Origin of the sequence: Methylophaga thalassica (genome assembly GCF_030159795.1) — a bacterium.
Classification (GTDB): Bacteria; Pseudomonadota; Gammaproteobacteria; order Nitrosococcales; family Methylophagaceae; genus Methylophaga; species Methylophaga thalassica.
Genome location: NZ_BSND01000006.1, coordinates 219,894 through 233,688, shown reverse-complemented (window position 1 = coordinate 233,688; position 13,795 = coordinate 219,894). Strand labels below are relative to the sequence as shown.

Here is a 13,795-nt window from a genome sequence, read left to right as displayed (position 1 = left end):
AACATGGTGTGATCTCAGTTAAAAAACGAATAACAGAACTTATCCATACTTAAGCTATTCTGATTAGCAATAAAGGTGTGACTAGGATGGAATAAATCCAATAAAAATCAATTAGCTATTATCTAAAAGTGGCATTTGCAATTTTTCAGTTTATAGATGATAATGATTCTCGTTAAGATTTGTAAATATAGCTATTTAAGGAGAACATCATGCGTGCCACCCACACAGACACAATCGAGAATCTGTATCTGGAGCACCGTGGTTGGTTATCGGTATTTATTCAGCGGCGAATGGGGTGTCCAGAGACCACGGCTGATCTGATTCAGGATACCTATCTACGGATACTCACAAGTGGTCGACTACCTGAGCAAAAAGATGCACGTAAATATCTCACACATATTGCTAAAGGGCTGGTTATTGATGTGTTTCGCCGTCGGCGTGTGGAAGAAGCCTATCTGGACTATCTGAAACAACAACCCGAGGACACAGCCCATTCGGTTGAAACTCAGGCGTTGATGATAGAAGCCTTGACCGAAATTGATAGCTTATTACATCGTCTGCCTGCCAATGTGCGCCAAGCCTTATTGATGAGACAGTTGGATGGTATGAGCTACAAAGCCATTGCCGAGCGACTCAATGTGTCTGTCTCCTCGGTTGAAAAATATATCGCCAAAGGCTTACAGGCGTGTCTTACTGCTTCAATTTTATCTGACTAACTTCTGTATCATTTGATGGCTCTGGCCGGGTAATTAACCAGTACAACACGGCCACCATCATGCTTGAGCTTAGGCATTTCACCCACAGTGGCAGTCCACTTAAAAACAGTAAACAGCAGCTTATCGTCATCGACACTAGAGCTATCACTTTAGCGCGTCGGGGTATTGCTCGATGTTGCTGCCATTGCTGAATCATGTGACCAAACCGCGGATGATGTAATAACCAGTGGTGTAATTGTGGCCAGCCTTTTGCCGAACACCAGAGTGCCATCAATAGAAACTCGGTAGTGGGTAAGCCCGGTAATATCACGCCTGCGAAGGCAATACCGAGAAAAATCAGTGCGAAAAAGCGCCACAATAACGTTATAACCATGGTTTAACTCGCTATAGCATCATCTATCATTACATCGTTAACGGCATCAGTGACAAAAATAAAAGCCTGTGTTGCCCCTGTTATTGCTTTTTCACGTTGTGCCGGAGTTAACTCCAGTTGGTCTAGCATCGCTTTAAACTGTTTCCAGTGAGTGGCGCGTCCGTCCGAGTGTGCTGCCATGTGGCTGGCACCAAAGGTTTCAGATAAGTTCAGTTGGTTTTTGACATGTTTGAGCAACATCGCCGCGCCCAGTGTTGAGCCCTCCAACGCATATAACCAACCAAGCCCCTCATATTCATCTGAAATCTTGATATAGCTTGCGATACGCTGATCTTCGCTCAGCAGCGTTTTATTTAATTCAACATCTTCACAGTCTGCTAAAACAGCATTAAGACGGCTGCGACCGCTGAGGTCAGGCAGTAAGTTTAAGAGATTGCTGTTGTGATACAGCGGTTCTGCTGCAGTATGAAGACGTAATTGCATACGCAGAAAGCCCCGATAATGTTCGCTGTCTGCAAACGGGTTTAATTGCATCACACGCTTATCCAGTACTTCATGTAAGTCATGTGTTTCGCTGCGTAAGGCGTTTGAAAGAGTGAGTTGGTCTGTCATCGGTTTATCCTGTAAATAAAAGTCTGTGTTATTTGATATACCGAAGCAGTTGCCAATTTCCGTAATGTATCCGCTGATTTTTATTAAAGTCTTTGTTTAAGGTCCTGGATGGTTAGATTGTAGGCTGCCGCTTTTTCAGATTTACCCCAGGCGATATAAAGTGACTGTAAATTTTGTAGCGCCAGCAATAAACTGCCATCGTTTTCAGGAGTCGTTTTTTGTAAGTTTTCTACTGCCGTTAAGAAAGCGGTTTCGGCTTTAGCAAAATCTCGCTTGTTGTAGTACAGCGTACCTAGATAGCCCGCTATACGTGCGGTTTGCAAGGGATGTTCCCGAATGTGTTGGTACAGTTCTAAGCTTTGTTTTAAAGAGGCTTCAGCCGCTTTAGCATTATGTTGGGCCAGTTGTATGCTACCCAGATTACCTAAGATAGTGGCTTGTTCGATGCTCTGTTGTTTGCCCAAAGCGGATAGTTGCGATAAGGCTTGTTGGTAATACTGTTCAGCTTGTTTTAGGTTATCTCGCTGTTGTTGGTATAGCCCCAACTCATTCAGCTGCATCACCATTGTCATGGAAGGTGTGCTCTGATTTTGTAATTGAACAAATTGTTCTCGGGTGGCGGCTGCTTTATCTGCTTGGCCTGATTTCTCATAAGCTCTGGATAGTAAATTCAGCAATGCTGGCAAATTCTCGGCTGCTGATGTTGTGTCATGACTAAGCTTCTTTTTCAGGTGCTCAAGCGAGTTGATCGCTTGATAACACTGATCCTTATTTAGCTGGATATCAGCCGCTAATAAGACTAAATCGCTTTCTATTGATAACGGTAACGGGGTATCTGCTTTATCCGTTGCGTCGGATAATGTGTCTGAAATCAGGTTTAATGCCTGTGGCTGCTTTCCAAGTGATATTAAGATCTGCGCTCTTAATAAAATAGCCTGCCATAATTTACCACCACCATCACTGTGACTGAGCTGGAACTGTTCTATGGATTCATCCAGTACGCTATCAGCCTTATTTAAGTGATTATTTTTTTGCAGTAATACGCCCCGATTAAATAATAAGGTGGCTATTTGCTCATCTGGTGAGGCTAGGGCTTGTTTTGCCAAGCTCACCGCGGTTGATAAGCTTGTCATTGCCTGTTCATGTTGACCTTGTGCCTCCTGAATAAAGGCTAATAAATTAAGACTGCTGGCTTTATAGGCCGCCCCATTATCAGCTTTTTCTGTAATGGCAATCGCTTGTTTTATGGTTGTTTCAGCTGTTTGATAATCTTCTGCTTTAAATGCGTCAGTTGCCTGTGTTTGTAGAGTTTGCCAGCTATTATCGGCAGCGCTGGCATATAGAGAATAAAACGATAAAAACAGATAAAAAAGGATGCGTGACATAAATCTTCCCGATTAAAATTGTTTCTCAAGTCGGAGGCTCACAGCATTACGTTCATAGGAATAAAGCCAGTTCACATTGCTATGCACTTTTCGATGTTTCAGGGTGAGATTAGGTTCCAGCCCATAAAAACTCAGTCCGGGGAAACGCACAATAAGCGTGTAGTTTTGCTCAATATCTTCACGCTGCTCGCCAAGTAAGGCATTAAATTCATCATGTTTGCGTTGACGCACAGAGGCAAAAAGCACGGCATTGATATTCTCGTTAAATTCTTTGGACAGACCGGCTCTGATGCCTATTTGCTGATAGGCATAGGGTTCCACTTCAGCCTGTTTTTGCGTCCAGTCCACACCACCAAAGACTGTCCAGTGATGAGGAAATACATACCAGGCGGTGGCGTAAGCTGACCAGATATCACCGTTATAAGCAGCATAGTCTTCTTGTCGATACTGCTGATCTTTGTAGTCGGCTTCGAGTTTAAACAGCACACGATCAGACACATAATGTAACCACTCACTATGCAAACCCCAGGCAACATACATGGAGCGCTGACCATAACGTGAGAAATCAAAAGAAGGGGCGAATGAAAACTGATTACGTTGAGCGTGATAGCTATAGCCTAGCTGTGAGGTGATTTGGCTTTCATTGAAGTCAGAATTATCTTTATAACGTTGACCAAATAATAATGAACGGAAAAACACACCATGATGGCCTGATAAAGCAAATCGTTTATTCAGTGTGGCTTCGTAATCCAGGCCATGTGCTTTCACGGCTTCGGGTGTTTCACGTTCGTAAAAGCAGACATTGCCAAAATAGAGTAAGCAACTGTAGCTTTCAGAGGATTGATTCAAGTTATCGACCCAGGTTGGGCCAATGGAAAAGGAACCTTGCCATGACTGGCGTTTATCTAAAGCCTGTAAAAAACTATCTACCGTGGTGCTAACGCCTTGCTGACGTGCATCGGCAGGATTTAATGTCTGTTGAATGCTTCCAAACACCTGATCTGACTCTGCATCTTTCCTATTTTCAAACAGCACGCGTGCGAGTTCTAACTGACCGGGCAAAAAGTCGGGTTTTAAGTCGATAAGCTGGCGGTATTCTGTTTCTGCCTGTTCCAGATTACCTTCCATTCGTGCAATAGCACCCCGTGCATAGGCCAGCAGCATAGGATCTGCATCAGCAAATTCTTCATATTCTTGCAGAAAAAACTTCACCGACGACCACTGTTTTTTCTGCAATGACACATACAAGGCACGGCCGACATCATTACTGTTGTGCTGAACGATGTATGACTGACCATCAATGATTAAACTGGGCCGTTCACCTCGCAAATAGTCCTCATCTTTCAGGATTTCCTGCTCTTGTTGATCAGCGCGTAACTCGATTCCTTGGTTTAAGCGGAGAGACGTGTCTTTATCATCTGCCCAACTGTTCGAGCTGCTTATGCATAAAACCATAAGGCACAAAAACGCTATCCATTCTGAAGTGGGATAGTGGTGAGATCGGTATACATCAAACATCATGTTGAAACTCATGAAAAGGAAAAAGCCAGATGCCCGAAAGCATCTGGCCATGTTTCATCCTTGAACTAACAATGATTACTTCGCACCACCAAAAGCAGTGTCATAATCACGGTTAGCAAATTTAGCAATCCCTGCTAAAGCGGCAGCATCAGCGCCATAGAAGTGGCCTTCAGTGGTACCCAGAGTGGAGCTATTAGCTAAAGCGGCACCTGAGAAGCTAGCATCAGCACTATTAATTGAGGCATTGATAGCAATGCTTAGACCGGTTCTGCTCATTGAGCCGGATAAGTTGCCTGTGCCGAAGTTAGCATTCAGCGTACCGGTCAGTAAGTTAGAGCCGTTGTAGTTGTTGATACCTTTAACGGTATAGGCCGCTGTACCAGTAGTTGGCATAGTGGTGCCTGTGTCATCACCAGAGTAATAAACCACGCGAGTTGGATCATTTGTGGTGCCATTTTGTGACCATTCACCAAAATAGACTTCCTGTCCTGATACCTGAGCAAAATCAAAATTCCCCAGTGCAGCATGAGATGGGGGCATCATCGCGGTAGTAATGGCATAAATATTATTAGCGTCGACGCTACCCAATGATTTCAGGCTAGAGAAACTAATCATCGTGCCACCATAGAAGGCATTTACGCCCACACCAGGCGCACCAACCGTACCAGGATGATCAGGTGATGTACTGGTGGTGCCACCAACGGTGATCGTTCCTGAATAACTTTGATCCGATTCAGTGGCATGTGCCATGCCTGTGAAACCAAGCGCTAAAGCAAGAATGGATAGTTTTTGTAATGTTTTCATCATATTGTCCTCGTATTTAAAAAATAGTTAGTTATTCGGTAACACTGCTTTTTTTTTGAGAAACCACCTCCTTGTCTCATGATTAAAATTTAGCCGTGAGGCTGAGTTTGAATGTGCGTCCTGGAGCTGGAATGGCAGAACGGCTCATGGGATCGAGGTAATACTCATTGCTGAGATTAGTGCCGGTCAGCTCTACACTGATGTCATCGTTTAGTTGGTAGCTGGCATAGGCATCAAATAATAGGATGGTGTCCCATGACAGTGGCGTATTAGCGAAGAAAGTGATGTCTGAAGGATCACGATAATTACTTTCAAACTTGTCCTGATGTTTGTAGTAATAGGTGACACGGCTTCCCAGCTCTAATTTACGATTGAAAAATCGCCTACCTAACGTCCAGTTAGCGGTGTATTCCGGCATAGCCATGCTCACCAGGTATCCGCCGACAAAGCCATCTTCAACACAATCACTGGTGGAGCGGTAATCTAATACAACAGCAGATGATTCATCACAGACTTCATTTTCGAAGTTATAAGCCAGGTTCAGGTTGGTGAAAAAGCCGCCATTGTCATAGCGCCCCTGAAACTCAATCCCTTCCAACGTTTGTTTTTCCAGATTGCTGAAGTTCATATTAGGATCACGCTCGATAACGTTTTCGGTGCGGTTATAAAAATAACTGAGTTTGAGGTCGACATAATCCGCATCGACTAGGCCTGCCAAGTTATGTACATAGCCGATTTCGTAGTTATATATATGTTCTGGTTTTAACTCGTAATCCGGGTTAGGTAGTGAGGCTGAAAAACTAATGGTATTTTCAAATAAACTGGGGAAACGATAAGCTTGGCTGTGGCGAGCATAAATGCGACTATCGTCATTCAGATCCATCGCAACCGACAGTACCGGAGCCCAACCATCCCCTTTAAGGTGTTTCACCTTTTTAATAGTTTGTACATTGCCAATGACCTCCGCCCCGCTATGACAAGCCGTGACATTGGCTTCTATCGTTAAACAGGGATGATTATTTCTATAATATTTGCCATCTTTACCGACTTTCCAGACGCTCTCAGAGGATGCTGTTTGCGTCGTGCCGACGGTATCTAGAATTGCTTGAATGTTTGCGTCTACGTCCTGACCAAACATCTCTAAGAAAGCACGATTATCCTCCTGGAACTGTATGTCTGATTCGACATCAGCTCGGGTAAGAACCTTGTCATATTCAACGTGGATGGTTCTTCCTATCGTAGGCGCATAACTATTGAGGCTGGTGTTACCTGCATCCAATTGGCTTTTACGAAAATCATCAAATGTCCAGAAAGAGGAATAACGCATACCGGCATCCACACTAATAAAGTGTGTCGGTTTCCAGGCAAAGTTGAAGTTCATTTCTTTTTCCTGCCGACGTCCAGCTTTCGGATACATTCGAAATCCACCCGTCGGATCATAACGATCATCAGAACGTAATTTTTCATGCTGATAACGGCCGCCCACGGTCAGATCGAGGTTATCCATCAAAGCAAAGGTATTGCTTAAGGTGACGCCTTTACGATCTTCTTTGGCATTTCTGATTGCCGTATTCCGCAAGCGAGTATCACCAGAAGCATTTCGGTCATAAGGCTCATTGGGGTAACCGCCACCAGTATAGGTATCACTGACGGTATCCGTTCTCCATACACTCGCGTAAAAGTCGACCCAGCGATTGGTTTCAGGGTTAAGTTCGTATTCGACGTTGTACGCTTTAGCTTTGACCTCACTTAATGGCCATTGTGGTACGCCTTCATCGACGGCTCTTTCCCATGAAATACGTGACGGGAATATTTCACCATAGGTAGTAGAGGTATCCCGATATCCGAATGACAGGCTCTCAACATCACTGAATTTGAGTTTGGCTTTGGCTAACCAGGATTCCATTTCACTGGAGGTGTTGGGTAATTCATCTCCTGGCTTATAGATATTTGCCAAGTCCGGAATCATATTGTCTTGAAGATTATCTGAGCCGCGGGAGTAGAAACCATCCTGATGTTTACCGGCAAAATGGTTACCTTTTTTGCGATAAGCGTAAGCCCCCATCAGATCAAATTTTTCCTGACGCGTACCAACGGCCAGACGATAGGCATAGTCAGCGAAGTAGTTTTGCCCACCAGAATGAGGTTCGACATAAAGCGTTGGATCGTAGATATCACCTTGAGCATCAAAACCGGGAATATCTGTGTAGGACTGACCGCTGGATAAACGGGGCACATTTGCATCCACGGCATTATTGCTACCTTCGAGTTTGAGCTCACCGCCAAATGCTTCACCTGGTTTTAGAATGTCATCCACCGTGAGCGTATTTGCTACGATGGCACCACCAATGCCGCTATGGACATTACGTTCCAGGTTGGGGCCTTTGATCGCTTTGATATTGCCGATGAGGTTGGGGTCGATATAACTCCGGTTATTGGCACCGTTGTAACCACGCCAGATAGTAATGGCCTGCTCGGTACCATCGATTGTGAGTGGCACACGGCCAGGGCCTTGAATGCCTCGGATATTCGGATCAATCCCGCCACTGTTTCGGGCATCGGCGCTATAAACATTGAGCATGCCACTGAGCATATCGGCGGGTGATGAACCTTTGAATCGCTCTAACTCCTCTTTGCCGACATAGGTGCTGGAGATATTTTTATCAAACACATCGTTGTAACCAATGGTGTCTTGAGTAAAAAGTAGTGTGTCACCCACAATGTCGATTTTGCCTAAATCCACGCTGCTTTCATCTTCAGATAAGGTCAGTGTGGGTACAGGTTCGATACGGAAGCTGCCGTCAGGTTGTTTAACGGCAGTGAGTCCAGTGCCAGCCAGCAAGGTTTGCAGGCCTTGTTGAGCGCTATAGTCACCCACCAATCCATTGCTGTGCTGGTGATTGACCAGAGAGGAGTCAACATACAAGGCAATACCGGCATTGAGACCAAATTGACGTAAAACCTGATCCAGGCTGCCTGCAGATAAAGAAAAAGACTGAACATCCGTGTTGCTGTCTTGTGCATAAACGCATTGGCTGACACCGGCGAACAAACCTGTGGCAGCACACATATTAAGCGTTATGAATAAAGTGGGTAGTCGCAAGAAACGACGTAACGGCATGTTTCAGTTCCTTCAGTATTAGTCAGTAAATATGGTTTGTACTTGTAATACCGAATGTGGAGTGAAAACCCGTAATAATAATTATTCGCATTAACTGATTGTTAGGCGAGCTGATCCATGTGAAGTGATTATCCATTTGTTTTTATTGGGGAAATTTAACGGGTGTGATTAGCTAAGAAAGTCGTTAACCACAGAAAAATTAGGACGTCAGTGGTTTGATACTGACCCAGTAAGGAGTGAAGTAGCTGACTCTGACAGGCAAAATTTCAGTGAGCTTTTCCAGCACGCGATCACTATCTTGTACAGAAAAAATACCGGTAATCGTTAAACGATTGAGTTCGGGGCTAACGCGAACAATACCTGTGCGGTATCTGGCTAGCTGTTGGACAAACTCATTTAACGGCATATCTGCTACCGCGAGTTTACCTTCCTGCCATAAGCTCGAGATAGGATCCGCCTGGAACGGCTGAGCGATTTGGACTGCTGAAAAGTTAACACCTTCACCAGCAGGAACTATGGTATGTAAGTCAGGTGTTTCTGTTGGTGTGATTCTCACCCGACCTTCAAAGACCGTTAACTGTGTTTCTAACTCAGATTGCTGCACATTGAAACGTGTTCCCAGTGGCTCTATAACACCATCGCGACTAACAATTGACAGAGGCCGGGCATCTTTACCGGTATCAATCGAGATTTCACCATGAAGTAAAATGATTTTACGAGAGACAGCGTCAAATTGAACATCAACCTTGCTGTCCGTATTGAGTGCTAATGTGGTGCCATCGCTTAATTGCCAATGACGAATCTCGCCTTTGGCCGTGACATAAGAAGTGCCATTCACCTGTGAAGGCAACCAGCGATCCATGCTGATTGCTCCGACACCGATGCCAACACCAGCCACTGTTAGCAGTTGGCGACGACTGATACCGCTACGATGTTGTAAAACTTTGCTGCCGACATGTCTGTCGGGCACCGCGTTAAATTGCTGTTGCAGGTTTAACACTTGTTGCCATGCTTTTTCATGAATAGGGTCAGCTTCAAGCCACTGCTGAAAGTTATGCTTATCCTGCTCAGATGCATCATCTGCCCACAGTCGTGCCGCCCAAATACAAGCTTGATTGATCGGGTCGGTTTTAGTGAGAGGCTGTGTCATAGACTTGTTTCTCTCGGCACAATTGTGACCCAATAGCGTGTGCGTGAATGAATCGAGACGGGGAGGGCCTGTGCCATTTGTTGCAAGGCTTTATCCGTGTCATTGAGTGGAAAAACCCCGCTAACCTTCAGATCGGCGACCGCGTCATCACAGCGTAAAATGCCTGAGCGATAACGTGATAGCTCATTAATGAATTGTGACACCGGCATTTGTTCGGCGACCAGTTTATGTTGTCTCCAACTGGTGATGGTCGGATCCGCTGTCACTTTCTCTGCAAGTTGATGCTCATTAAAACGCATTCTTTCACCTGCGTTTAAAGTGAGTTGCTGCTGAGCGTGATGGATTAACACACGGTCCTGAATTACGGTTACTTCGGTGACATTGGCGTCTTGTCTAACATTAAATTGGGTGCCCAGTGCTTCTATCTGACCTTGTGCCGTCATCAGAATAAATGGCTGATTAACAAACTCGGCGGCATGACCCGTAGAAATAAACACTTCACCCTGATTGAGATGAATCAGGCGTTGTTTGCCATTAAACACAACATCAATAGCCGTATCGGTATTCAGTTGCAGATGACTGCCATCTGCTAAGTGCACTTCTCGTGTTTCACCAATACCAGTGCTGTAGTCAGACATGGCTTGTTGCCAGACATCGGTTTTGTGGATACTAAAGCCCACACTGGCTGAGCCAATAAATATCCCCACCCACTGTAAAAACTGGCGACGACTATTCTGTTTCGATGTCAGCAAAGCACTGTTGGCAGCATGTTTGGGTAAGCGTTCAAAGCGCTCAGACATGGAGATTAAGACTTGCCAGGCTTGTTCATGCTCTGGACTTTGCTTACGCCAATGCTCGCAAGCCTGTTTATCTTCAGGACTGGCATCCTCTGCCCACAATCTGGCCATCCATGATGCCGCCGTTTCGATAATGTCTGAGCTTGGGTACGGTGATGCACTCATGATGGCACTTTCATACTATTCAGAAAACACGCGGTTAATGCTTTGGCCACGTACTTTTCTACTGAGGAAACTGAAACATTCATGACGGCGGCAATCTCCCGATAACTCATACCATCCAGCTTTCTCATTAAAAACGCCTGGCGTACATGATTCGGCAGGGTTTGCAGCATTTGGTCAATTTCCAGCAAAGTTTCCACCACAATATGCTGAGTTTCTTCACTAGGTATCTCTTGTTCTGGAAGGTGGCGAACAGTTTCCAGATAAGCCGCCTCAATTTGTCGCCGCCGAAACAGATCAATGACCAGACTTTTGGCAATACGAGTGAGATAGCGCCGCGGCTGATCATCTGTCGGAATCGTATTAGACAGCATCACCTTAATATAGGTGTCGTGAGCGATATCTGCCGCACTATGTTCACATCCCAAACGGCCACGCAGCCAGCGATGTAACCAGCTATGGTGCTCCCGATATAAGGTTTCAATATTGTGTTGAGACATGAGTAGAAAACAATGACTTACATTTGATAATGAGATACATTATCGTTTAAAGACCTGCTGATCAAGTTTTTTTACATATCTGAAAATCTTCCTGTGACATTGTTATTTATCCGTTACTAGGCAGGTTTACTTTTCTTAAAACCAATGTGTTTTCATAGTGTTAAAAATTATTTTCCAAAAAATGAAAATTTCTTTACGGGTTTTTGTTTGTTCAATCGAAGTACAGGTAAAGACAATTTATTCACTAAGAGGTTGATATGTCCTACCTGAAAACATCTAGCCAGAGTCGATACGTTTTTAAAGTTTTACCCTTAAGCGTAATGATGGCGGTAGCCATTGGCTCAGCGGTTATCACCGTCTCAGACCAAGCTCATGCCGAAACATTACAAGCTTCCACTCAGGCATTTAATATTGCTGCTGGGCCACTTGATCAAGTATTAAACCGCTTTGCTCTAGCTGCGAATATTGATCTGTCCGTGAATTCACAAATCACGGCGAACAAACGTAGCAACGGCCTGGTAGCGAGTGTCGATGTACAGACAGGCTTGCAACGTTTGTTGTCATCTCATGGTTTAGTTGCCATAAAAACATCCGCCACCAGCTACACCGTAAAACAAGTCACAGATGGTTCAGAAGCTGGCGTGGATTTGCCGGTGGTCAATATCGATGCTGATGGCGTGAGTGAAACGGCCACCAGTCCAGTGGATGGCTATTTAGCGACACGTACTGCTTCAGCCACCAAAACGGACACACCACTGATTGAAACGCCTCGTTCCGTCACCGTGGTCACAGCGGATCAAATTAAAGACCGTAAAGTGCAAACCGTTGAAGATGCCGTGGCCTATGTCGCAGGGGTAAGAATCGGTAACTCGGGTTATGACCCACGCTTTGATCAGATCACAATTCGCGGGTTTGATGTCACCACTGATGCCGATTACCGGGATGGTTTACGTCAGTCGAATTCTGGCTGGCTGTCTTATTTACGCACAGAGCCATATGGTTTGGAGCGAATTGATGTCGTTAAAGGGCCGGACTCTGTTTTATTCGGGCAAATCAGCCCAGGTGGTTTGGTCAACCGTGTCAGCAAACGCCCAACAGCCGAAGCTATTCATGAAGTAGAAGTACAAGCAGGGACCGATGATCACTACCAAGGGCAGTTTGATTTTGCCGGTAAAGTGGGTGACACCGATGAATGGACCTATCGCGTTGTCGGGCTGGCGCGTAAAAGTCGTTCAGACATTGTCGGGGTGATAGATGACAACCTGTATTTTGCCCCTTCATTAACCTGGCGTCCTAATGATGACACCAGCCTGACCTTGTTGGCACAACGTCAACGCTATGAAACAGCAGGTTCACCGCGACCTTTCGCCATTGATGGTGAACATGTCACCGATTTTTGGGGTGGTGATGTGGATTTCGATAAGTTACTACAGACGCAAACATCTGTGGGTTATGAATTTGAGCACCGTATTAATGACACATTTACCTTACGTCAGAATGCTCGCTATAGCTATGTGGATACAACAAACCAGTATGCAGATGGCACCTTAAACGCAGACGGTCATACGCTCGATAGAACCGCTTATGGTGTCTATGAGGATATGCATAATCTGGTGATGGATACGTCGCTCAAAAGCCAATTCTCTACGGCCATGTTGAGTCATAAATTATTAACTGGGCTCGACTACTATCAAGTAAATAGTCGTGTCAGATACGCCTATGGCGATGCCCCGACCATCGACATGTTAAACCCTGACTACCGTCAGTCTATCTCTCGTCCATCGACATTGATCTCAAACGATAAAAATGAAGGTGAGCAAGTCGGGCTGTACGTGCAAGATCAAATCGCGCTTAATAACTGGCGTCTATCGCTTGGTTTGCGTCATGACAAGGTTGAAAAAGAAACGCATGATTATTTAGCCCAAACGCGAACAAGCCTGGATGATCAACAAACAACAGGCAGTGCCGGTTTACTCTACGCCTTTGATAATGGTATTAGTCCATATATCAGCTATGCGACCTCATATATTGCTACTTTTAGTAGTAACGTAAATGGCCAGCAGTACAAGCCAACAGAAGGTGAGCAATGGGACGTTGGGCTTAAATATAAGCCAGTCGGCTTGGATAGCTTTTTTACTGCCAGCATCTTTGATCTGACACAGCAAAATGTGTTGACGCAAGACCCGAATGACATCAATAACCAGATTCAAAAAGGTGAGAAACAGGTTAGAGGTCTTGAATTAGAAGCGAATACTCAATGGGAGTCAGGGCTACAACTTGTTGCCAGTTATACCTATCAGAGTGCCAAAGTGACAAAAAGTAATGATGGCGATGAAGGTAAACAGTTTGTTGGTATACCCAGACACATGGCCTCATTATGGACAAACTACCCTATGACGACGGATTGGAAAGTCGGTGGTGGTGTACGTTGGGTTGGTGAGTCATATAGTACCAGTGATAATACGCAGAAAAATGGCGCTTACACCATCGTTGATGCACGCACCTCCTATGACCTGACGCAGTGGGTTCGCGGGGCAACCGTCGCTATCAATGCCACGAATTTGTTCAATAACGAATACGACACCTGTGAGTATGGCTATTGCTACCGCGGTATTGGTCGTAAAGTCATCGCCAGCTTTAACTACAACTGGTAA

At 45.0% G+C, this 13,795-nt stretch carries 11 protein-coding genes; 2 read left to right on the top strand and 9 right to left on the bottom strand.

The annotated features are described in order from the left end of the window. Nucleotides 1-209 precede the first annotated feature (209 nt). Nucleotides 210-716, top strand: coding sequence for a sigma-70 family RNA polymerase sigma factor (locus QQL60_RS12090; protein ID WP_284723463.1), 507 nt, complete (start codon nt 210-212; stop codon nt 714-716). Here QQL60_RS12090 and QQL60_RS12085 read toward each other — a convergent pair. The 9 genes from QQL60_RS12085 to QQL60_RS12045 form a co-directional block, all read right to left on the bottom strand. Continuing rightward, entirely contained in the window at nt 691-1,089 is a 399-nt protein-coding gene (locus QQL60_RS12085; RefSeq protein ID WP_284723462.1) for a YbaN family protein, read from the bottom strand. The genes QQL60_RS12090 and QQL60_RS12085 overlap by 26 nt on opposite strands. Before the next feature lie 3 nt (nt 1,090-1,092). Beyond that, nucleotides 1,093-1,701 carry a biliverdin-producing heme oxygenase gene (locus tag QQL60_RS12080; RefSeq protein ID WP_284723461.1) on the bottom strand — a complete coding sequence of 203 codons (609 nt, stop codon included), beginning with the start codon at nt 1,699-1,701 and terminating at the stop codon, nt 1,093-1,095. An 83-nt stretch (nt 1,702-1,784) separates the two neighbouring features. Continuing rightward, on the bottom strand, nt 1,785-3,086 hold the full coding sequence (locus QQL60_RS12075) for a tetratricopeptide repeat protein (protein ID WP_284723460.1): 1,302 nt from the start codon (nt 3,084-3,086) through the stop codon (nt 1,785-1,787). A 12-nt stretch (nt 3,087-3,098) separates the two neighbouring features. Continuing rightward, the gene (locus QQL60_RS12070) at nt 3,099-4,607 is read right to left on the bottom strand and encodes a surface lipoprotein assembly modifier (protein WP_284723459.1); all 1,509 of its coding nucleotides are present in this window, start codon (nt 4,605-4,607) and stop codon (nt 3,099-3,101) included. A 75-nt stretch (nt 4,608-4,682) separates the two neighbouring features. Beyond that, entirely contained in the window at nt 4,683-5,411 is a 729-nt protein-coding gene (locus tag QQL60_RS12065) for a Slam-dependent surface lipoprotein (protein ID WP_284723458.1), read from the bottom strand. A gap of 82 nt (nt 5,412-5,493) precedes the next feature. Further along, complete coding sequence (locus QQL60_RS12060; RefSeq protein WP_284723457.1) at nt 5,494-8,532, bottom strand: TonB-dependent receptor; 3,039 nt, start codon at nt 8,530-8,532, stop codon at nt 5,494-5,496. A 199-nt stretch (nt 8,533-8,731) separates the two neighbouring features. Beyond that, nucleotides 8,732-9,682 carry a FecR domain-containing protein gene (locus tag QQL60_RS12055; protein ID WP_284723456.1) on the bottom strand — a complete coding sequence of 317 codons (951 nt, stop codon included), beginning with the start codon at nt 9,680-9,682 and terminating at the stop codon, nt 8,732-8,734. After that, nucleotides 9,679-10,644 (bottom strand): FecR domain-containing protein, encoded by a 966-nt coding sequence (locus QQL60_RS12050; RefSeq protein WP_284723455.1) that lies wholly within the window; start codon nt 10,642-10,644, stop codon nt 9,679-9,681. Before QQL60_RS12050 ends, QQL60_RS12055 begins: the two co-directional genes overlap by 4 nt. Next, the gene (locus QQL60_RS12045; protein ID WP_284723454.1) at nt 10,641-11,141 is read right to left on the bottom strand and encodes a sigma-70 family RNA polymerase sigma factor; all 501 of its coding nucleotides are present in this window, start codon (nt 11,139-11,141) and stop codon (nt 10,641-10,643) included. The genes QQL60_RS12050 and QQL60_RS12045 overlap by 4 nt, the downstream gene beginning before the upstream one ends. Nucleotides 11,142-11,398: 257 nt before the next feature. Here QQL60_RS12045 and QQL60_RS12040 point away from each other — a divergent pair, with 257 nt between their 5' ends. Beyond that, nucleotides 11,399-13,795, top strand: a complete 2,397-nt coding sequence (locus QQL60_RS12040; RefSeq protein ID WP_284723453.1) for a TonB-dependent siderophore receptor — start codon at nt 11,399-11,401, stop codon at nt 13,793-13,795.